At 53.0% G+C, this 21,840-nt stretch carries 19 protein-coding genes; 8 read left to right on the top strand and 11 right to left on the bottom strand.

Annotated elements, in window-relative coordinates:
- Nucleotides 1-71: 71 nt before the first annotated feature.
- From choV to K1X45_RS05550, 3 genes are all read right to left on the bottom strand, one after another.
- Nucleotides 72-1,109, bottom strand: coding sequence for a choline ABC transporter ATP-binding protein (gene choV, locus K1X45_RS05560; protein WP_220160049.1), 1,038 nt, complete (start codon nt 1,107-1,109; stop codon nt 72-74).
- 2 nt (nt 1,110-1,111) lie between these two features.
- Complete coding sequence (gene choW / locus K1X45_RS05555; RefSeq protein ID WP_220160048.1) at nt 1,112-1,948, bottom strand: choline ABC transporter permease subunit; 837 nt, start codon at nt 1,946-1,948, stop codon at nt 1,112-1,114.
- Between the two features lie 123 nt (nt 1,949-2,071).
- Nucleotides 2,072-2,977, bottom strand: a complete 906-nt coding sequence (locus K1X45_RS05550) for a choline ABC transporter substrate-binding protein (protein WP_220160393.1) — start codon at nt 2,975-2,977, stop codon at nt 2,072-2,074.
- A gap of 684 nt (nt 2,978-3,661) precedes the next feature.
- Between K1X45_RS05550 and K1X45_RS05545 the strand changes: the two genes are divergently transcribed.
- Entirely contained in the window at nt 3,662-4,903 is a 1,242-nt protein-coding gene (locus K1X45_RS05545) for a DUF2333 family protein (protein WP_220160392.1), read from the top strand.
- A gap of 77 nt (nt 4,904-4,980) precedes the next feature.
- Nucleotides 4,981-5,952, top strand: a complete 972-nt coding sequence (locus K1X45_RS05540; protein ID WP_220160047.1) for a small ribosomal subunit Rsm22 family protein — start codon at nt 4,981-4,983, stop codon at nt 5,950-5,952.
- A 54-nt stretch (nt 5,953-6,006) separates the two neighbouring features.
- On the opposite strand, the gene K1X45_RS05535 is transcribed toward K1X45_RS05540, so the two are convergent.
- Together K1X45_RS05535 and K1X45_RS05530 are read right to left on the bottom strand one after the other, a co-directional pair.
- Nucleotides 6,007-6,705, bottom strand: coding sequence for an OmpW family protein (locus tag K1X45_RS05535; RefSeq protein ID WP_213598560.1), 699 nt, complete (start codon nt 6,703-6,705; stop codon nt 6,007-6,009).
- Between the two features lie 148 nt (nt 6,706-6,853).
- Nucleotides 6,854-7,834, bottom strand: a complete 981-nt coding sequence (locus tag K1X45_RS05530; protein WP_220160046.1) for a glutathione S-transferase family protein — start codon at nt 7,832-7,834, stop codon at nt 6,854-6,856.
- A 389-nt stretch (nt 7,835-8,223) separates the two neighbouring features.
- On the opposite strand from K1X45_RS05530, the gene K1X45_RS05525 reads away from it, so the two are divergent.
- Complete coding sequence (locus tag K1X45_RS05525) at nt 8,224-8,748, top strand: GNAT family N-acetyltransferase (RefSeq protein WP_220160045.1); 525 nt, start codon at nt 8,224-8,226, stop codon at nt 8,746-8,748.
- 203 nt (nt 8,749-8,951) lie between these two features.
- Here K1X45_RS05525 and K1X45_RS05520 read toward each other — a convergent pair whose 3' ends face one another.
- The 4 genes from K1X45_RS05520 to K1X45_RS05505 are packed head-to-tail and all read right to left on the bottom strand — an operon-like array spanning nt 8,952 to nt 15,846.
- Nucleotides 8,952-11,039 (bottom strand): glutamine amidotransferase, encoded by a 2,088-nt coding sequence (locus K1X45_RS05520; protein ID WP_220160044.1) that lies wholly within the window; start codon nt 11,037-11,039, stop codon nt 8,952-8,954.
- A 2-nt stretch (nt 11,040-11,041) separates the two neighbouring features.
- A complete protein-coding gene (locus K1X45_RS05515) occupies nt 11,042-13,927 on the bottom strand; it encodes a DUF4159 domain-containing protein (RefSeq protein ID WP_220160043.1) in 2,886 nt (961 codons plus the stop codon).
- Entirely contained in the window at nt 13,928-14,842 is a 915-nt protein-coding gene (locus K1X45_RS05510) for a DUF58 domain-containing protein (RefSeq protein ID WP_220160042.1), read from the bottom strand.
- On the bottom strand, nt 14,842-15,846 hold the full coding sequence (locus K1X45_RS05505) for a MoxR family ATPase (protein WP_075656366.1): 1,005 nt from the start codon (nt 15,844-15,846) through the stop codon (nt 14,842-14,844). The genes K1X45_RS05510 and K1X45_RS05505 overlap by 1 nt, the downstream gene beginning before the upstream one ends.
- A gap of 253 nt (nt 15,847-16,099) precedes the next feature.
- On the opposite strand from K1X45_RS05505, the gene K1X45_RS05500 reads away from it, so the two are divergent.
- The 4 genes from K1X45_RS05500 to blaOXA all read left to right on the top strand — a co-directional run bounded on the left by K1X45_RS05500 (nt 16,100) and on the right by blaOXA (nt 19,554).
- A complete protein-coding gene (locus K1X45_RS05500; RefSeq protein ID WP_255560924.1) occupies nt 16,100-16,663 on the top strand; it encodes a DUF1285 domain-containing protein in 564 nt (187 codons plus the stop codon).
- 79 nt (nt 16,664-16,742) lie between these two features.
- Nucleotides 16,743-17,354, top strand: coding sequence for a CoA pyrophosphatase (locus K1X45_RS05495; RefSeq protein WP_370627098.1), 612 nt, complete (start codon nt 16,743-16,745; stop codon nt 17,352-17,354).
- 20 nt (nt 17,355-17,374) lie between these two features.
- Complete coding sequence (locus K1X45_RS05490; protein ID WP_220160391.1) at nt 17,375-18,616, top strand: CCA tRNA nucleotidyltransferase; 1,242 nt, start codon at nt 17,375-17,377, stop codon at nt 18,614-18,616.
- A gap of 128 nt (nt 18,617-18,744) precedes the next feature.
- Nucleotides 18,745-19,554 carry a class D beta-lactamase gene (gene blaOXA / locus K1X45_RS05485; RefSeq protein WP_220160040.1) on the top strand — a complete coding sequence of 270 codons (810 nt, stop codon included), beginning with the start codon at nt 18,745-18,747 and terminating at the stop codon, nt 19,552-19,554.
- A 54-nt stretch (nt 19,555-19,608) separates the two neighbouring features.
- Here blaOXA and hemF read toward each other — a convergent pair whose 3' ends face one another.
- On the bottom strand, nt 19,609-20,523 hold the full coding sequence (gene hemF, locus K1X45_RS05480) for an oxygen-dependent coproporphyrinogen oxidase (RefSeq protein ID WP_220160039.1): 915 nt from the start codon (nt 20,521-20,523) through the stop codon (nt 19,609-19,611).
- Between the two features lie 316 nt (nt 20,524-20,839).
- Here hemF and K1X45_RS05475 point away from each other — a divergent pair, with 316 nt between their 5' ends.
- Nucleotides 20,840-21,100: a hypothetical protein gene (locus K1X45_RS05475; protein WP_022710117.1), complete on the top strand. Its 261-nt coding sequence runs from the start codon at nt 20,840-20,842 to the stop codon at nt 21,098-21,100.
- A gap of 144 nt (nt 21,101-21,244) precedes the next feature.
- Here the strand turns inward: K1X45_RS05475 and K1X45_RS05470 are convergent, their stop codons facing one another.
- Nucleotides 21,245-21,700 carry a TrmH family RNA methyltransferase gene (locus K1X45_RS05470; protein WP_022710118.1) on the bottom strand — a complete coding sequence of 152 codons (456 nt, stop codon included), beginning with the start codon at nt 21,698-21,700 and terminating at the stop codon, nt 21,245-21,247.
- Between the last annotated feature and the right edge of the window lie 140 nt (nt 21,701-21,840).

The raw sequence follows: 21,840 nt of genomic DNA, 5'->3' as shown, positions 1-21,840 counted from the left end.
CGCGATTACAGTGATAACAAAAACGCTGCGCTGATAAGATCAGCGCGGCGTTTTTGTTTGCAGGTTTAAAATTATCTTCGGTGACGGGTGAGGCTACGCACCACATCATCGGCAGAAATTTTGCCGACAATCGCACCATTATGCACAACACCGACATCGCCATTATTGCGCACCATCGCCTGCATAATATCCTGAATAGCGGTTTCCGGTTTTGCTGTTGCTGCAAAAGGGCGGGGCGGCGCACTGCGGTCAAGAGGAGACATGATATCGGCTGCAAGCAACACACCCAGAGGGTTCATATTGGCCACAAAATCCGCCACATAATCATTGGCCGGATTAAGCAAAATATCCTGTCCGCTGCCGCATTGAATAATACGGCCGCCCTCCATGATCGCAATGCGGTTACCGAGTTTCATTGCCTCATCCAGATCATGGCTGACAAAGACAATGGTCTTTTTCAGATGATCCTGCAAATGCAGCAACTCATCCTGCAAGCGCGCGCGGATCAACGGATCAAGCGCGGAGAATGGCTCATCCATCAGCAGGATCGGTGCGCCGGTAGCAAAGGCACGGGCAAGACCGACACGCTGCTGCATGCCGCCGGATAATTCACCGACCTTGCGCTTTGCCCAATCCTGCAATCCGACCAGTTCCAGCTGGTTCTGTACCGCTTCCTTGCGCGCCTGTTTGCTTAAGCCCGCAATTTCAAGGCCGAAGCCGACATTGTCCTCGACCGTACGCCATGGTAGCAGACCGAATTGCTGAAACACCATGGACACCACATGAGTGCGCAGAGCGCGCAATTGTGCAGTGCCGGCTGCGGTTACGTTGATTTCGTCACCTTGATTATAGACGGTGACGCAACCGCGGCTGATCGGGTTCAGGCGGTTAATCGCGCGCAAAAGCGTGGATTTTCCGGAGCCGGACAATCCCATCAGGACGAGCAGCTCACCCTCGCGGATATCGAGTGAGCAATTATGTACGCCGAGAATATGGCCGGTCTCGGCCTGAATTTCCGAACGGGTAAAGCCTTGATCGGCAAGATCCAGTGCCTTGTCCGTTTTATTGCCAAAAACAATACTGATATTCTGAAGACTGATAGAGGCCATGATTATTTTTCCCTGCCCGGACGGAAAATGCGGTCGAGGATGATGGCGACAACCACAATCACCAGTCCCGCTTCAAAACCGAGCGCGGTATTGACCGAGTTAAGGGCACGCACAACCGGCACGCCAAGACCATTCGCACCGACAAGCGCTGCAATCACAACCATCGACAAAGACAGCATGATGGTCTGGGTGAGACCGGCCAGAATTTGCGGCATGGCATAAGGCAGTTCAATCTTCCAGAGCAGCTGGCGACGCGAAGCACCGAAAGCCTCTCCGGCTTCTCTTAAATGTTCCGGCGTTGAAGAAATACCGAGATGGGTGAGGCGGACAGGCGCGGGCAGCACAAAAATGGCTGTTGCCAGCAGACCCGGCACCATACCAATGCCAAAAAACACAATCGCCGGAATGAGATAAACAAAGGTCGGCAATGTCTGCATCAGATCAAGGATCGGGCGCACCACCGCATAAAGCTTTGGCCGGTGTGCCGTAGCAATGCCGAGCGGTACGCCAAGCGCCATACAGATGAAACAGGCTGACAGAACCAGCGTCAGGGTTTCCAGCGTCTGATCCCAATAGCCCTGATTGAGGATGAATAAAAATCCGATAATCGTCAGAATGACAGTCGAGATTTTTCTTTGCAGCCCCCATGCGATCGCGGCAAAAATGGCAATCAGAATAAAGGGATGCGGAAATTTGAGCGCGGCCAGTAAACCGTCAATCAATGTCTGCATGATGGCGGCAATACTATCAAACAGCCAGCTCAGATTTTCAGTTAACCAGGTGACAACATTCTTCGCTGTACGCCCGACGGGAATTTTTTGTGATGTCAGCCAGTCCAAAAGTCAGGTCCCCGTTTTCCTGTCAGTATATTTTTCAATCGGGTTTGGTTTGTTAAAACCATGAATAGTCGCGCGGTCAATCTGCTGCCGGTGTAATACCGGCAGCAGATTGTCTGTGTGCGGTCAGAGACCGAAAGTTTGTTTGACAGCCGCAAGACCGTCTTTACCGTCCAGAGTGGTAACGTCTTTCAGCCATGCATTAAGCGCATCCGGATTGGCTTTGATCCATGCCGTTGCTGCTTTGGCCGGATCTTCACCATCATCCAGAATTTTACCCATGATCTGGTTTTCCATTTCAAGGGTGAATTCAAGATTGGTCAGGAACTTTCCGACATTCGGGCATTGTTCCGTATAGCCGTTCCAGACATTGGTCTCGACTTTCGCACCACCAAGATTAGGGCCGAAAAAGTCGTCGCCGCCTTCCAGATAACGCATTTCAAAACGGGAATTCATCGGATGCGGTTCCCAACCGAGGAAAACGACCGGTTTCTTGGTTTTAATATCTTTGGCAACTTGCGCCAGCATACCTTGTTCGGAAGACTCTGCCAGTTCAAAGCCCTTCAGATCAAAAGCACCTTTGGAAATCATGTCGAGGATCAGGCGGTTGCCGTCATTACCCGGTTCAATACCGTAAATTTTATTGCCGAGCTGATCTTTGAATTTGGCAATATCAGCAAAGCTTTTCAGGCCTTCATCATAAGCGAAAGCAGGCACCGCCAATGTGTATTTCGCGCCGGTCAGATTGGTGCGCAGGGTGATGACGGTCTTGTCATCAAGATATGGCTGGAGATCAGCAGCCATGGACGGGTTCCAGAAACCGAGGAAAACGTCGATATCTTTTTTGCTGAGCGAAGCATAGGTCACCGGCACAGACAGGATTTTGATATCTGTTTTATAGCCTAGACCTTTGAGAATTTCTGTGGCAACGGCTGTGGTCGAGGTAATATCTGTCCAGCCGACATCTGAAAAGCGGATTGTGGAACAGGCTTCAGGTTCTGCCGCCCATGCACCGCCTGCGCTGCCCGCCATAAGAGCGGCACAGGTAAACGCCAGCACGGATTTGCGGCTTTTGGCTAAGGACAGGTTGGCAGGGTACAGATGTTTCACTGGCAGAAAACGCATGAATATCTCCATTGACCGGATTATATTTATTTATAGCAGAGCATTTCCGCTTCCCCGAAACTGCTCTGTTGTTTGTTTTTATGCAGTTTGAACAGAAAACCGCAGCACTGTTTTGCGCGACATGTCCCGGCCCCAAATCTAAACAAGCATCAAAGTCCGGAGTCTTCAAGCAGTTTTGTGATCCTGGAATCCGCAAACACGACAATTAACGTCGGAATGAGGCAGGCTAAAAATAATATGCAGTAATTTCAAGGCTAAAGCTGAAAATTAAATTCAGACTCACCGGTTGAACCTGCGCTGTTGCGGTTTATATCAAAGTCGTAATGACATTATTTATTTGTAAGGCGCAGGTGCCGGTTATGCGGATGCTGTTTGTGCCGGTTTCAGGTAAGACGTGCTGGGCAGGTTGTGCCGGATTGAATGATTGCTGTTTAAAAAATCCGGCGCTGTTGCGTATTTCTTTGAAACTATGCAAGGGTTTACAGGAAAAATACCTTTCGGGCTGCGTTCTGTTCAGGATGCGGGGCAAGAGCTGACACAAAGGACAAGATCGTGACGGTTATCGGAAATATCTTTGCTTTTATAGGGCGTATGATTGCAACGCTGTTGCGGCTGATCGCTGTGCCTTTCGGCGCTTTGTGGCGCGTTTATCAGAGCCTTAGCGTCTTGTGGAAAACCCTTATCGCTGTGGCCGTTATCGGTTGGGCGGGCTTGTATGGTTATTTCGTAGTGCAGACACAGGTCTGGACGAATTTTGATCCGGATTATCCGGCAAAATATGCCTATCAAAGTGCTGTTACGCCGGGTGAAATTGTCGAGCCGTCAAAAGCGCTTACATCACCGGCAGCGCCATCACCATCACCGTCAGAAAGCACATCGCCTGCCGATCCGACGGCACTGCCAGCGGAAAATGCCACGGGGAATACTGATAGCACAACCAATAATGCAACACCTTCGACTGAGCCGGTAACACCGCAGCCTGCGCCGCAAATGGCCCTATCGCAGCCGGCAGGGGCGCGGGTTTGTGCACCATCGGCTCTGGCCGAAGTGACTGCTGAACTGACCGATTTCAATGTGAACCAGAATGCATGGGTCTCTTCCATGCTGTTCTATAAAACAGGTTTCTTCGGGTTGGACTGGGATCGGACACCGTTTCTGGATAATAAAGCCTCATTCCAGCGCGGTGTGCATTCGGCAGTACGCCGCACAACGATTGAACTGGTGGATTCTCTCGGCCGCCTGCGCGGCACCTCGCAGATTGATAATGATCTGCAAAAGGCGCGCGGAAACATGCAGTTCCGTGAGGATACATGGTATTTCGGTCTAAGCCCGTTTGGTCCGAAAACACCGACACCAAGCTATTATCGTTCCGCTATTAAAGAGCTGCGTGCTTTCAATGCGCGTCTTGAAAAATGCGAGGCAACTTTCGATGCCCGTGCGGACAATCTGATCCAGTATGTGGATCGTATTGCCAGCGATCTCGGCTCGACATCTGCCATTCTGAAAGACCGTTCTGATAATTATCATGCAGGCTGGTTTGATACCCGTGCCGATGACCGGTTCTGGTTCGCCTATGGTCAGCTCTACGCTTACTACGGGCTGATCCGCGCAACGCATTCTGACTTTAAAGCTGTGTTGGCTGAGAAGCATCTCGATGGTTTGTGGGATACAATGGAACAGCAATTGCGCTCGGCACTGGATATGCAGCCAACCATCGTTTCCAATGGTCGTCAGGATGCATGGTTCACGCCGTCCCATCTGACGACGATGGGTTTCCACATTCTGCGCGTACGCTCCAATCTGGTGGATATCCGTCAGGTTCTTGAACGCTGATTGCCGCAATTGTTAATGTTTTAAATTGCTCTGTCGCGTGTTAGAGCGCGGCAGAGTTTTATACGTGAGATAGAATTATGGAATTACCGGCAGCATTGAGACAGGCTGTGGATGCGCAGTTGCAGGGTGTGGCACTGGCGGATCTGCAGTGGGCTTCCGGCATCCTCAGCCGTCGTTACCGTGCCGAGACGCGCGATGGAAAATGGCATCTATCCGACGAACTGGCAGCACATGCCTATCTGGCTGCGCGTTTGCCTGCGACTTTTGCCGCTGTGACCTCTGCTTTGCAACATGCGGCTGATATCATCCCAGACTTTGCCCCGCGCAGTCATCTGGATATTGGTGCAGGACCGGGAACCGCATTATGGGCGGCATCTGCTGTCTGGCCGGAGATTGAAACATCGCTTCTTCTGGAAGGCAGCAATGCAATCCGTGCTGTGGGCGAGAAGCTTTCCGCTCATGCACCGGTGGCCGATGTGCAATGGCGTGCAGCCGATGTGACAACGGGGCTGAAAGATGCCAAAGCTGCAGAACTTGTGACACTGGCCTATGTGCTGGATGAACTGAATGAGCCTGCACGGCAACAGTTGATTGCGCAATTATGGAACCTGACGGAAGGTATGTTTGTGATTGTGGAGCCCGGAACACCGGCAGGCTGGCAGCGCATTCTCGATGCCAGAGCACAATTGCAGGCTCTGGGTGCGCATATTGCAGCACCTTGCACCCATAGTCAGGCTTGCGCTGTGCAGATACCGGACTGGTGTCATTTCTCCCGCCGTGTGGCGCGTTCCAAAATCCACCGTCTGACCAAAGAGGCTGATGTGCCTTGGGAGGATGAGAAATTCAGCTATCTGGCGATCAGCCGTCAGCCGGTATCCCTTTCAGGTCAGCGGGTGCTGATGCAGCCGAAAACCGGTGGCGGGAAAGTTATTGCTAAACTATGCAGCACTGACGGGCAGGTTGCAGAACATCTGATTACCAAGCGAGATAAAGACCTGTTCGGACAGGCGCGACGTGCCGATTGGGGGGATCTTATCGGTGCAGAATAAGATTTGAGATACAAAAAAAGCCCGCTGAAAAGCGGGCTTTTTTAATGACTCATATCAGAAGCGGTAGGTGATACCGGTACCGATCAGCCATGGGTCAAGTTTGGCTTTACCGCTCATCTGAGCGCCGCCAACGGTTACATCAAAATCAGGACGCAGATAGAGTTTCTTCACGTCGAAGTTGAAGCCCCAATGATCGTCGATCATATAGTCGAAACCAACCTGTAATGCGCCGCCGAAAGTGTTTTTAACTTTCAGATAATCAGCATCATGAGATTTCTGGTTGTAGAAGATGCTGTAATTCACACCGGCACCGACATAAGGCTTGAATGCGCCGAAATCAGTGAAGTGATATTGCAGGGTCAGAGTTGGTGGCAACAGCCAGACTTTACCGACATCCAGACCATCGATTGCGCCTTTACCATCAACATTGGCATAGGTCGTACCGAGGATCAGTTCAGCTGCAATATTATTGGTGAAGTAGTAGGAAATATCGAGTTCAGGCACCACTGTGTTGGAATATTTCAGGCCGGAACCCGGAACTTCATTCACATGGCCTTTGTTTTCTGTGATGACGCCAAGCGCACGTACACGAACCTGCCACGGGCTGAGCGCTACCGGAAGCGGTTCCGATACCTGCGGTTCAACCGGTGCGATAACCGCATCTGCGGCCAGTGCAGGCTGCATAGCGATAGCGGTGAGAGCAGTTGCAGCAAGAAGAGCACATGTATGACGATTTGCCGGGAGGATAGCCATGTCTGTTTTCCTTAAAGTCTGAGAATGAAGGCAAACTGACAGCGGGCAGGTGGCTTTCCATTGATTGAAATCAATTGCAGATAATAAAACACCGCATAGCGGGATGTTCGCTATGCGGTGTGATAAAACTGTCACTTAATATGTGAGCTTAGCTGAAACGGGCACGGTCATGCGGTGCATCATAATCAAGCTGCGGGCCGAGGGGGACAACACCGGTCGGATTGATTGTTTTATGGCTCATATAATAGTGGTTTTTGATATGTGTGAAATTCACCGTACCCGCAACGCCCGGCACCTGATAAAGCTCACGCACATAGTTTGAGATATTCGGATAGTCGGCAATCCGTGCTTTGTTACATTTGAAGTGACCGACATAGACCGGATCAAAACGGATCAGTGTGGTGAACAGACGCCAGTCCGCTTCAGTCAGACGGGAACCGGTGAGATAGCGCTGTTTGCCGAGAATGGTCTCGATCCTGTCCAAAGCATCAAACACATTGCTATAGGCTTCCTCATAGGCATCCTGAGAGGTGGCAAAGCCTGCTCGGTAAACGCCGTTATTGATGTTCGGATAGACGAACTCATTCATTGCATCAATTTCTGCGCGGAGATCTTCCGGATAGAAATCAAGCGACGCGTCACCGAATTCATTGAAAGCAGTGTTGAGCATACGGATAATTTCAGCGGATTCATTGGAGACAATGGTCTGTTGCTGTTTGTCCCAGAGAACCGGAACAGTCACGCGGCCGGAATAGTTCGGGTCGGCACGGGTATAGATTTCATAGAGGCGTTTGGCACCATAGAGATGATCCGGCGTTGCGCCGTCTTTGCCGGTCAGTGTCCAGCCTTCTTCCGCCATCAGATAGTCAACGACAGAGACGCTGATGACATTTTCCAGTTTCTTCAGCGCGCGAAAAATCAGTGTGCGATGCGCCCACGGACAGGCCAGCGATACATAGAGGTGATAGCGTCCGGCTTCAGCTTTGAAACCGCCGGTGCCGCTGGGGCCTGCGCTGCCATCTGCTGTAATCCAGTTGCGGAATTGCGAAGCGGAGCGGACAAAACGGCCGTCTGTGGCTTTCGTATCATACCATTGGTCGTGCCATTTGCCGTCAACTAAGAGACCCATAAGAATATTCCTTATATTGGCCGCGTTAATCCGGATAACTCAACGGCAGCGGCAGAGAATTCTGATCCTTAATGTAATACATAATGCGGGAAAGTCTCGCCTGATCTGGCTGTTTTTACGAAACACGCTGTCCTGAAAACAGGACGATGTTTTGTTTTTCAGCACGGCTCTTTACGATCAAAAAAAATGATGTTAAGCAAACACACCGCATCAGTTTGCGGCTATTCACCTTTCAGGAGAACGGAATTGACAGGTCTGCAGTTCATCCGACGATGAAATTGTAAACGGTGCGCGGCACCGGTGGATACCTGTTTGCGTTTTTATGCCCGATAGCGGCGACAAATCACGCGATAATTCTGAAGTCTAAATCTCTGAAATAGTGATGTGCCATGTTGCAGTCTGAACTGACTTACACGCAGGAAACCTGCGCCCACGATGCGGAAATCGAAGAAATCAATGCGCTAGCTTTTGGTCCGGGCAGATTTGTCCGTGCAGCTGCGCGTATCCGCGAGGGCGGAGCGCATGACCGCGATTTGTCTTTTGTGGCTCTTCATGGCGGCAGACTGATCGGCTCCATCAGAATGACACCGATTGCTATCGGCACCACACCTGCTTTGCTGCTGGGGCCGCTGGTTGTGCGGGATGGCTGGAAAAGCCGCGGCATTGGCCGGATATTGATGAACCAGTCGATGGAAGCCTCAGCAAAAGCAGGGCACAGGCTGAGCCTGCTTATCGGCGACGCACCTTATTATAATGCTTTCGGCTTTGTGAAAGTGGATGCCCATAAGGTGATTATGCCTGCACCGGTTAATCCGGAGCGGCTGCTTGCCTGTATTCTGCCGGGCGCTGAAACTCTGTCAGGCCCTGCGCTCAATGAGCTGGCAGGGCAGGTTAAGCATCTCAACCAGCTTTGATGTAAAAAGCGGTTTCAGTGATCTGAAACCGCTTCATTTCCTTATTTGCCGCGTATCTTTTCCGATCGAAGCAGGACGAGAAATCAGTCCAGTGAACTGATTTCCCTGCGTAGGCGCTTCACACTTTTCGGGATACGCTCTGGATTCTTGAGCGGTCGCATTATCACTGCCGTCAAGTTGATTCAACTTGACTGTGAAATGCTCTAACGCCCTTCACGATACCATGTGCCGCCGAGAATAAGCAGCAGTGCGGCTAAAGCCAGCAGGCTGGTGAAAAGCGGAATGCGATGTACCGCTACCAGACTTGTATCCTGAGTAGGGCGCAGGCCCAGAAGAGTGGCAGGACTTTGTTTTTGCGACGGGTTCATCAGCGAAACATCAGGCACGGAGATTGCAGCCTGTTCAGCCGTTTCTTTCAGACGCAGAACATTGCCGCCGCTGGCCTGCGCCACAGGCAGTAATTTTTGTGTCGTGGAAATACTGTCGCGCAGTTCCGGCGTGTCCACATTGCCGACATGGGCAAGCACGGAATAATCGCCGTTCTCAATCTTATACAGTCCCTGTTCATCGGCTGGTAATTGCGCTGTGAACTGTCCGGCAACGGATTGTGTCAGCGGCACTTCAATGATTTTGCCGGATGGCGTGGTAACTTTGGCCGGAGCGGCCTTGTCGCTCATGGTCTGGCGGGTAATCTCCAGACGATCGGCAGTGCCTTTGGCCGTCAGCGCTTCTTCTTCCAGCTCCGGTTCCTGCATCAGCCAGTGTGCCATGCGGCGATAGAGCGATGCATAAGGCCCGCCGCCTTCAAAATCACGCGCCCAGAGCCAGCCCTGATCGGACAGCAACATACCGACACGGCCTTTACCCTGATGGCCGAGCACCATCAGCGGCTTGTTGTCAGGCCCCTGCATGACGGTTTCGCCTTGCGGTGTGGCAATATCAATCGAGCGGAACCAGCGTCCCCATTGCGGCGGTTCCTGTTCACTGCCTTCCAGCCCGCGTGTGACAGGATGGCGCTTACCGGCTTCCGTCAGACGCGGATAAAAGCCTTTTTCCGTGACATCACCGGTTGGCAATGCAGGCAAAACGCTGAGCAACGGCGTACGTGCAATCGACATACTGTCTGCATATTCAGGGCCTGCGGCGATCAGCAGGGCACCGCCATTTTGCACATATTGGGCGATATAATCATAATAGAGCAGCGGCAGCACATTGCGGTGCTGGTAGCGGTCGAAAATAATCAGATCGAAATCTTCCACCTTATCGACGAATAATTCGCGCGTCGGAAATACAATCAGCGATAATTCATTGATCGGCGTGTCATCCTGCTTTTCCGGCGGACGCAGAATGGTGAAATGCACGAGATCGACAGAGGTGTCGGATTTTAGCAGGTTACGCCATGTGCGTTCGCCATTATTTGGTTCACCGGATACCAGCAGCACACGAAGATTTTCGCGGATGGCATCAATCAGCGCCACCGCCTGATTATTGGCGGCGGTGACTTCACCACTCAACGGTTCTGTGGCGATTTCCACAATATTGCGACCGGCATGAGGCAGGGTGATCTCGGTTTTGACATCCTGACCAATGGCTGCCGGAACTGTGGCGACCAGTTCGCCATTGATACGGATGGTGACGCTGGACTGTGAGGCATCCACCGGAATTTTACCGGCATCTTCAACACGGAAAACCAGCTCCTGCGGCTTGCCGCTGAGGCCGAAGCGCGGCACACGGATGAAACGGATACTGCGGTCGAATTCATCGCCGGTACCGGTAATCAGCGCATGAAGCGGTGCCTTGAAATTCAGCTCGTCTGCTTTGGCAGGCACATCATGAACCTGACCATCGGTAATCATAACCGCACCGCCGATGCGTGATGGCGGCACGTCGCGCAGGCCTTCATTCAGGGCTGTAAATAAGCGTGTATTGTCACGGTTTTCAGTGCCGGAACCGGCTTCGATAATCCGCGTTTCAATATCGGATTGTGCGCCGAACTTTTGTTTCAGTGCTTCAAGCGCAGCATCCGTATCCTGTGTACGACTGCCCTGAGACTGGCTGGCGCTGCGGTCAACCACAATGCCGACAATGGTTTTGAGCTGCTCGCGCTGCTCGCGCGTAATCTCCGGATTAAACAAGGCCAGAGCAAGCGCTGCAAAACCGCCAAAACGCAACCAGCTGCCGCGTTTGCGTAAAAACAAGCCAGCCAGAGTAATGAGAGCCAGCGGAGCCAGACAAAGTCCGAGCCAGAGCGGTGAGAGCAGGGGTGAGAAATGCAGGGAAAACAGGCTCATTATCAGTTCCCCAGCCGTTCGAGCAAAGCAGGCACATGCACCTGATCTGCTTTGTAATTACCGGTCAGCACATACATAACCATATTCACACCGCCGCGCAGCGCATAAATGCGCTGCATCGGATCATTCGGCACGGTCGGATATAGCGGCTGCCAGTTTTCATCCATTGCCCATGCACCGGCCAGATCATTGGCGGTGATGAGGATCGGGCTGACACCATCACCATTGCGCACAGGCCTGTCGGCAGGCTGGTCAGCGGCATCCGGATTATCGACAGGGGCTTCTGCCCAAAGCGGGCTGCCGCGATAGCGTCCGGGAAAATCCGGCATCAGGAAAAAGGTTTTGCTCAGCACATGATTATCAGCAACGGGTGCAAGAGGCGGAACATTCATTGCATCCAGCATATCACGCAGCCGCTGCGTGGCAGGGCTGGTGCCATTCAACCCGCCGGTATCACCGGATAACTGGTCGCGGGTGTCGAAAATCACCGTGCCACCCTGCTGCATATAGGCATCAATGCGCTGCAGCGCTTTTTCACTCGGAAAAGGTGCTTTTTCATCAACAGGCCAATAGATCATCGGATAGAAAGCGAGCTCGTCTTTTTCCGGATTAATACCGACCGGTGCACCGGGTTCCAGTGAGGTTTTATCTGCAACAAACTGATTGAGACCGCTAAGCCCGACACGGCTTACATCATCTGTCGCTTTGTCGCCGGTAATCACATAGGCCAGATGTGTGACATCCAGAACGTCAATTTTTGCCTGATCGTCGGGCTTGCTATCGTCTCTGGCCTGCGCTTCCTGTGCCAGAACCGGCTGCACTATGAAGGGCATAGCTGTCAGACTTGCGGATAAAGCGAACAGGATAAGCAGGGATTTCACGGTGCCGGACGCTTTGCCGGTGAAATTGCGCGACCTGTTCCGCGAGAAGGTGCCGCCGATCCACAGCATCAGCAAGCCATCGAGTGCGAGCAATATTGCGGCCAGCGCAAAGAACGGGCCTTGCAGATTAACGGTCTGTGCCTTGGTGGCCGGTACCATTGCAAGATTGGTCGTCATTTCCGGTTTGGTAAGCGGGTTCAGAACTGTGTCACTCTTCATCAGGTTCAGTGCTTTATAAGCCTGTTCTGTGCCGTAAAGTCCGGGCGGATTAAGCAGGGATGCTTCCGGTGCCTTGCCTTTTTCAATCACCAGCGGCTGTGCTGCGGCGGGCTGGCCAGTCAGATTACCTGCGGCATCCAGCAGGCGATAGGCAGGCAGTGTCACTGTTTGCTCACCGGCTGCATTGGCGGCCTGTGCGCCGGATGTTTCGGTAAGTCTGCGCAGAAGATCAACAAATCCGCCTGAGAGCGGCAGATTAGACCAGCCGATATCCGGTGCGATATGAAACAGAACCAAACGTCCTGCACCACGGTTCTCGCCGGTAATCAGTGGTGTACCATCGGCAAGATTGAGCCAGCTTTTTTGCATCAGATCCGGTGACGGTTCTGCCAGAACCTGGCGCAATACTGTGACATCATCAGGCAGCTGAATATTGCGGAACGGGCTGTTTTCCGGTGCGGGAGCGACGGGCTGCGGCGTTGACCATGACAAAGTGCCGCCAAGATTGCGCTGGCCGCTGCGCAACTGTACCGGCAGCAGCGGATCGCGTTTGGTGTCCGTATCGCTTTGTGCTGCCGCCAGACGCGGGCCGGCAAAGCGCAGCAATGTGCCGCCGTTTTCAACCCATTGCATCAGTTTCGCCGCTGTGCTTTCCGGTAGTCTGCCAATATCCGACAAAACAATAACAGAGGGTTTCTGCTCCAGCAGGCGGTCAACAGACTGGCTCAGGTCGCGGTCATTGGCGTTAATAAGGTCAGAAAAAGGTGCCAGCGCCGAGGAAATATAATGTAATGGCGACAGCAGCGAATGGGCTTTGTCAGCATTGCTTGCATCCAGCAGGCCGACACGGCGGCGGCGGTTATTCTCATCCAGCAGCCACGTGGCTGCGGCATGGCGCATCTGATCTGCCCGCACCATGGCAATATCATTGCGCAACTCAACCGGAATGGTCATTTGCGCTACGGCCTTGGTTTCTTTCTCGGCAAAATCCGCCTGTGTTTGCGCCAGCACACGCCCCTGATTATCATAGGCGCTCAGCTGAACTTTGGCTGCCTGCACATCATTGGACGGACGCAGTAAGTCAATCACCAATGCATTCTGCTGATTGGCTACACCCTGAACAGCAAAAAGCTGCTGACTGTCCGGCATAATCAGCTGAATAGTTGTAGCTTTCAGCTTGTCGAGAGCCGTAAAGGCTTGCTGATCCTGCGCAGTCTCCAGTCCGTCATTCAGATAAAAAATGCGGCTGTCAGCTGTATTGTTCAGAGCAGTGCTAAGACGTTCAGCGGCAGCCATACGTTCAACCGGAACAGCGTGCGGTTCCAGTGCCTGTAGGCGTTCCAGCGCCTGCGCGGCAGTAAAAGGCCCGCTTGCTGTGTTTTGCGGATCGGCGGTGGCAATCAGATAGACCGGAGCATCATTTTTCTCAGCATTGGAGATCAGCCATTGCGCCTGATTTTCATAGGCCGCCCATTGCGGGGCAGAAGCCCAGCCATTGTCGATCATGATGACAACCGGCTGCGGGCCGGTGAAAGTGATCGGCTGTGGTTTCCACACCGGTCCTGCAACGGCGAAGATCACCAGAGTGGCCAGAACCAGACGCAGCAGCGTCAGCCACCACGGGCTTTTACTGGCTTCCTGATCGTGACGGGCAATTTTTGCCAGAATGGCCAGTGGCGGAAACGGTTCCTGTGCCGGTTTCGGCGGCGTTGCACGCAGCAGCCACCAGATTACGGGCAGAGTGAGAAGACCGGCAAGCAGCCACGGGGCAGTAAAAATCAGCGGCATTTACGCGGCGCCTCCGCCGGTGGAAGAATGATGTCCGAGAAAGCCATGGAGTGTGGTCAGAGCCTGTGCTGCCGGTTTATCTGTCGCGCTGGTGATAAAACTCCAGCCAAAATGGGTGCAGGTTTCACGTAAAAAATCACGCTGTACCTGATAGAGCCTGCGATAATCTTCCGCATAATTCTGCGCCCGACCGGCGACGAGAATTTGACCGGACACAGGGTCTCTGAACTCTGTGCGGCCGGAAAACGGAAAATCCGCTTCCGCAGGATCGGCAATGGCGATGAGATGCGCACGGATACCGCGTCTGGCAATCTGATCAAGCTGCGCGCTGAGTATATCGGCAGGCTGCAGAAAATCACTGATGAGCACCAGTTCATTAAAACGCTGCAAAGGCTGGAGATCAGGTTGCGCTGCCAAAGAGCCGGTTTGCAACAAGGCTGTTGCCAGACGCTCTGCACCATTGCGGGCGAGCAATGGCGGCAGCACATCAGGATAAGCAATACGTTCACCGGAGCGGCTGAACAATTCGGCCAAAGCCAGTGTCAGCACCAATGCGCGATGCTGTTTGGAAACCGGACTGAAACGGGACTGATACAGCATGGACGGCGACGGATCACACCATAACCAGATTGTATGCGCCGTTTCCCATTCACGGTCACGCATATAGGTATGATCGTCGCGGGCTGAGCGCCGCCAGTCAATGCGCGAGAGCATGTCGCCCTGTGCATAAGGGCGGAACTGCCAGAAATTATCGCCGGTGCCGCGTTTGCGTCTGCCATGCCAGCCATTGATGACAGAGCCGGCAATATGGCGTGCCTGCGTGATCAGATCAGGCATCAGTGCGGCCTGCCTGCGCGATGGCGCCAGCAGGTCAACGGCCTGTTCAGAACGGGTTATGGCACCGGTTGTTGTCATCAGTTGAGCGCCTGTGTCAGTTTGGCAATCACATCACGCACGCCCACACCATCGGCACGCGCGGCAAAATTCAGAGCCATACGATGCTGAAGAACCGGCTCTGCCAAGGCCTTCACATCATCAACAGAAGGAGCAAGGCGTCCTTCATAGAGTGCGCGCGCACGGGTGCAGAGCATCAGCGCCTGACCGGCACGCGGGCCGGGACCCCAGCTGATATGGTTTTTCGCATGGTCATTATCCGCATCAGGACGGGCAGAGCGCACCAGCTTCAGAATGGCTTCAAGCACGGTTTCCGGCACCGGCATCTGACGGATCAGCTGCTGGATTTCCTGCAGGCGTGTGGCTTCAATCACTTTGGCTGGCCGTGCCTGCATTGTGCCGGTGGTGTTGAGTAACACGGCACGTTCTGCATCGATATCCGGATAGTCCAGATCAATCTGCATCAGAAAGCGGTCGAGCTGAGCTTCCGGTAGCGGATAGGTACCTTCCTGTTCCAGCGGGTTCTGGGTCGCCAGCACATGGAACGGGCTTGGCAGATCATGGCGCTGACCGGCCACGCTGACATGATATTCCTGCATCGCCTGCAACAAAGCAGACTGCGTGCGCGGGGAGGCACGGTTGATCTCATCGGCCATCAGCAGCTGGGCGAAAACCGGCCCTTTAATATAACGGAATGAACGGCGTCCGTCGCTGTCCTGATCCATGACTTCAGAGCCGATAATATCGGACGGCATCAGATCAGGTGTAAACTGGATGCGCTTTTCATCAAGGCCGAGGACAGTGCCCAGCGTTTCTACCAGACGGGTTTTGGCAAGCCCCGGTACACCGACGAGCAGGGCATGGCCACCGGCCAGCAATGCGACCAGTGTATTTTCAACCGCTTGCTCCTGACCGTAAATAACCTGTCCGATTTGCTGACGGATCAGATTAATGTCACTGGCAGCCTGATCGGCAGCCCGTATCACGGCATCAGGATCAATTTTCGACGCAGCGGTAAAATTCATGATGTCCTCTTTATTCCAGATCAGATGCTTTATCTGGTTTACTTGAATCATCGGGCAAGACTATGTCATGCTGACGGGAGCGTAAATGGCACAGTTCGCATTAACCGGAATGCAGCCGACGATCAGGCACAGGTCTTAACAGGAAACTGAAATGAACAGCGGTAATATATCGAAAAATAAAGAAACTGCTGATGTTGATGCCGGTTCTGTCACCAGTTCTGCCACCAGTCCTTCAAGCGGGCTTGATGCGTTGATGCGTCGTGCCGCCAGCCAGTTACCTGAAGGAAAAGAAGGCAAAGGTCTGCCACCGGTGGAGCGCTGGGAGCCGGATTTTTGCGGCGAGCTGGATATGGAAATCAAAGCCGATGGCACATGGTTCTATATGGGCACGCCGATCGGTCGCCCTGCATTGGTGCGCCTGTTCTCAACTGTGCTGCGCAAGGATGCCGACGGTAAAACCTATCTGGTAACACCGGTGGAAAAAATCGCCATCCGTGTGGAAGATGCGCATTTCAATGCTGTGGAGATGCATGTTTCCGGCGAGGGGGAGGTGCAGGTTCTCACCTTCCGCACCAATGTCGGCGATGTGGTTGAGGCGGGGGAGCAGCATCCGCTGCGTTTTGTAACGGATAGTGAAACCGGCGGTTTCAAACCTTATATATTGGTGAGAGGGCGGCTGGAGGCGTTGGTCAGCCGTGCGGTCATGTATGATCTGGCAGCACTCGGAGAAGAACTGATGATCGACGGAAAGCTGATGTTTGCCCTGCGCTCCAATGGCCGGATATTTCCGGTGATGCCGGTTGAACAATTACAGTGATACAATGAAAAACTTGATGACTGATACAGGTTTTACCGCACAGGATCTGATGCGGAGAGTTGAACAAAAACAAAGTTTTATGACGGTTGCTGATGAATTTGATTCAGGCGGCCTGCCTTTGTCCGGCGATCATGCGCTCAATCCCCAATGGACTGCCTCTCATGTGATGGCGGGAGCTGATCCGAGGCTGAAAATTAAGCTCAAACCGGCGGCGGTGCTAATCCCTGTGGTGGATCACGGTGACCATGCCAGTGTGCTGCTGACCACGCGCAATGCGCAGATGCGCAGCCATTCCGGCCAGGTTGCTTTCCCCGGCGGCAAGATTGATGCTGAGGATCTGAGTCCTGAACATGCGGCTCTGCGTGAAGCCCATGAGGAAATCGGACTGGATGCAAGGCAGACGCAGACACTCGGCCGTCTGCCGCAATATATGACCGGCAGCGGCTATACGATTACGCCGGTGCTGGCGGTGATACGGACACCATTTGAACTCCATGCCAATCCCGACGAGGTGGCGGATATTTTTGAAGTGCCGCTGCATTTTCTGATGGACCCGCGTGAGCATCAGCGTGAGAGCCGGATGTTTGCGGGGCATGAGCGGTTTTTCTATGCCATCCATTATCAGAATCGGAATATCTGGGGCGCAACAGCGGGGATTATCCGCAGCCTCTATGAAAGGCTCTATGCGTGAGTGAAAAGACAACAACTGTGCTGAATATTGCAGATCGTGCGGAGTGGCTTGCCGTGCCGTCTTTGCAGCAATTGCTGGCAGCACTGGCTGAAGATGGTGAAGAGGCGCGGGTGGTTGGCGGTGCCGTGCGCAATACCTTACTGGGCGAGCCGGTGGGCGATATTGATATTGCTTCCACAACCCTGCCGGAAGAGACAAAAGCGCGCGCCGAGAAATGCGGTTTTAAAGTTGTACCGACCGGCATTGACCATGGCACTGTGACTGTTGTTGCCCATGGTGTGCCCTATGAGGTGACGACGCTGCGCGCCGATGTGGAAACGCACGGACGGCAGGCCACGGTCGCTTTTGGCCGTGACTGGCAGGTTGATGCCGAGCGGCGGGACTTTACCGTCAACGCGCTTTATGTGCGTGCCAATGGTGATGTGGTGGATCATGTCGGCGGGCTTGCAGATATTGAAAAGCGCGAGTTGCGTTTTATCGGCGATGCGGAAACGCGGATTACGGAAGATTATCTGCGTATCCTGCGCTTCTTCCGTTTTTTCGCCTGGTATGGTTCGGGGCGGCCGGATGCGGCGGGGTTGAAAGCCTGTGCCAAGCTGAAAAACCATTTACAGACATTGTCCGCTGAGCGGGTGTGGTCAGAGCTGAAAAAGCTGCTTTCTGCCCCCGATCCGTCACGGGCATTGCTATGGATGCGCCAGTCCGGTGTGCTGACCCAGATTTTGCCGGAGAGTGAAAAATGGGGCATTGACGCTATTCATGCGCTGGTACGCAGTGAACGCGATCTGGACTGGAAGCCGGATGCTCTGTTGCGCTTGCAGGCGATTGTGCCGCCGGATGCAGTGCGCATGGCCGAGCTTGGCAAGAGGCTGCGCCTGTCCAATGCCGATAAAGCCCGTCTGGAAGGTTGGGCGCTGGCTGATGTGCCAAAGCCGGAACTGTCGGAGACAGGTCTGGTTAAGCTGATCTATAGCGGCTCACGGCAGGCCTTGGTTGACCGGATTAAGCTGGCTCTGGTTGCCGCGCGTGCAGAAGCTGAAAATGATAATCAGGCGATGATACGCGCAGGTCAGTACAACCGTTTGCTGGATGTGGCAGTACTGGCTGACATACCGGTATTTCCGGTCAGCGGAGCTGATCTTATGAAGCTGGGTTTTGAAAAAGGCCCCGAGCTTGGCAAACAGCTCAAAGCATTGGAGGCGGCATGGCTGGCTTCCGGATTTGAGCTCAGTAAAGAAAATTTGTTAGCAACATTATCCTGACATATCGGGGCGGAAATTCCGCCCCGTTTTTGTTTTTAGCTGCCGGTTCAGATGATTAATGCGATTTCTGCAGGTTATGATTCATCTGAGGTGATTTAAATAATTTCAGAATTCCGGAGTTGCGTATCATGGATAAAAAATTGCGATCAGCGGCATTATTGGCTTTTGCGCTGACAAGCGGCACGAGTTTTCAGGCTCAGGCCGGAGAGAAGGGGATTGTAACGGAATGTGCTGTGGTCATGGATGCCGCAACGCAGAAAATCCTTTCCCGTAAAGGTGTCTGCGACAAACGCTTTACACCGGCATCGACGTTTAAAGTGCCGCTTGCCGTGATCGGTTATGATAAAAATATCCTTCGCTCTGAGCATGATCCGGTCTGGCAGTGGAAGCCTGAAATGGAAGCGCCGGAACGTGACCGGATTGCCGTTGATCCGGCACGGTGGCTGGAGCAATCAGTTGTCTGGTATTCGCGTGAGATTACAAAACAGTTGGGACAGAAGCAGTTTTCCGAAGCTGTTGCAGCTCTTGATTACGGGAATAAGGATGTTTCTGGCAGAGCCGGAAAAAAGGACGGGCTGACAGGTTCATGGATCGGCTCTTCACTGGAGATTTCACCGGACGAGCAGGTGCAATTTCTGAATAAACTTGTGCATGAGACTTTGCCGGTTTCCAAGCAGGCGCAGCAGAAAACCAAAGCTGCCATGACGGTTTTTACATCGGAAAAGGGCTGGAAAGTTACCGGCAAAACCGGCGCTGCGCGGTTGCGTGATGCAAATGGCAAATTTGCAGGGGAGCAGCGCTTAGGCTGGTTTGTTGGCTGGGCGGAAAAGGATGGCCGTCAATTGGTTTTTGCGAATATGCAGGTCTTTGACAAGGCATTAAAGACCAGCCCTGGGCTACTGATCCGCGGGCAGTTCCTGAAAAATTTTGATCAATAAAGAACGGCGCTTTCATAAGAAAACGGGGGCTGGTGCCCCCGTTCTGATTTTTTATTAAGGCCATTTCACCACTGGCGGCATGGAAGACAGGATCGAGGCGATATTGCCGCCGGTCTTGAGACCGAAGATCGTGCCACGGTCATGCAGCAGGTTGAATTCTACATAGCGGCCGCGACGGATCAGCTGTTCCTCGCGGTCAGCATCTGTCCATGGCTGGTTAAAGTTCTGGCGCACGATATGCGGATAGACGACGGCAAAGCAGCGGCCAACATCGCGGGTGAAAGCGAAATCGGCATCCCAGCCGCCCTGTTCATCGCCTGAATGCAGCCAGTCATAGAAAATGCCGCCGATACCGCGCGGTTCCTGACGGTGCGGCAGATAGAAATATTCATCGCACCATTGTTTCATGCGGTCGTAATCGGCAATGCCTGCATGTTTGTTGCAGACGAAATTCAGCGCCTTATGAAAAGCCTGACTGTCGGTATCTTCCTGCGTGCGGCGACGGTCAAGCACAGGGGTCAGATCGGCGCCACCGCCGAACCACTGGCGTGTCGTCACAACCATACGCGTATTCATATGCACTGCCGGTACATTCGGGTTTTGCGGATGGGCAATCAGCGAGAGACCGCTCGCCCAATAGCGCGGATCTTCATCGGCACCCGGAATCTGGGCGCGGAACTCCGGCGAAAACTCGCCATAGACAGTGGAGACATGCACGCCGACTTTTTCAAAAACGCGGCCATGCATCATCGACATAACACCGCCGCCGCCACGGCCTTCGTCTTTTGCCCAAGGGGTGCGGATAAAGCGGCCGGCTTCACGGTCGCTGAGCGGGCCTGTCAGTTCGTCTTCAAGGGTTTCAAACAGGGAGCAGATACGGTCACGTAATTCTTCGAACCAGTTTTGTGCCAGTTGTTTTTTGTCTTCAAGATTATCTGGAAGATGAGCTGGAAGATCCGGACGTTGCATGCTTGGTTCCTTATTATGTTTTGGGAGCTTTGGGCGAAGCCGCAGCGCCAGCATATCAGCAGCTGTCAACAGGTTATATAGTCTTCATAAACCGGATTATGTTTATGAAAGCTTTCTGCTTTTCGGAAAATGACAGATTTCGTTCATACTTTACAGCGATAACAGGTGCGGAAATGACTCGTTTCGGATGAGATTCTGCTGTAAATTACAATATATGGTTGTGATGGGTGCATCTGTGGATTGTAACCCTTTGTAACTCATAATTTATGTCCGCTTTGTCTTTTGCCCCGTTGCGGCGCTGTAAAGGAAATCGCTTATGACATCCATTCCGCCAAAGCCACCATTGGAAGGTTTGCGCAGGCAGATGCGCAAAGCAGCATCCGGCGTGAAGCCGAATATCAGCGACGGCTATATCCGCGAAACATTTTCACTGCCACGCAGCATAGCGCGGGTTAAGGCGCGGGAATGGTTTGAAACCTATCCGAAAGCTGCTTACTGGACAGAAATTGAAAGCTGGTATGTGCGCCCGAATGATGTGATCGAATTCACCATCCGTCGTCTGCCAAGCTCTGACTAAACAGGTTAGCGCTGTTTGCTCATATTCTGATTCAAGAGGATCAGAATATGATTCTGTTTTTCTTTTTAATTGACTGATATTTTAAGATTTATTCTAAATTTACCCTGTCTAATAAATTCTAGCTTTTACCTTGTCGAATAGCTTCTAGCCTTTAACCTGTCGAATAGCTTCTCCGGCGGCCATCGCCACCGAAAGCGCGAGGTTGAGTGAGCGCGCGCCTTCGACCATCGGGATGATGATCCGTTCCTCACAGGTCTCATGCACATAGTCCGGCACACCGGCAGATTCACGGCCAAACAGCAAAATGTCGTCCGGCCGGTAGCTGAAATCTGTATAGGGTTGCGCCGCCTTGGTGGAGAGCAGCACCAGCCTGCGGTTTTCAGACAAGCGCCAGTTGTTGAAATGCTCCCAGTCGAGATGGCGGGTCAGCGCTGCCTGTTCCAGATAATCCATGCCCGCCCGTTTCAGCCCGCGATCGGAGAGGTCAAAACCGGCAGGTTCAATCACATGCACCGCCAGTCCGAGACAGGCTGCCATACGCAGGATGGTTCCGGTGTTGCCGGGAATATCAGGCTGGAAGAGGGCGATATGTATTGTCATCAGGCTTTTGCTTCTGTTTCGGGTGACATCAGATAAGCGGCCTATAGCATATAATTTCAAACAATAAGAATTGTGTGCAATCTGTCACAGTTTAATGTGTTCTCGGTAAAGTGAAGAGAAAAGAACCTGCAGTGACTAGC

Source organism: Pseudochrobactrum sp. Wa41.01b-1, from assembly GCF_019464455.1.
Taxonomy (GTDB): domain Bacteria; phylum Pseudomonadota; class Alphaproteobacteria; order Rhizobiales; family Rhizobiaceae; genus Pseudochrobactrum; species Pseudochrobactrum saccharolyticum.
This window is presented reverse-complemented; position numbering and strand designations above follow the sequence as displayed.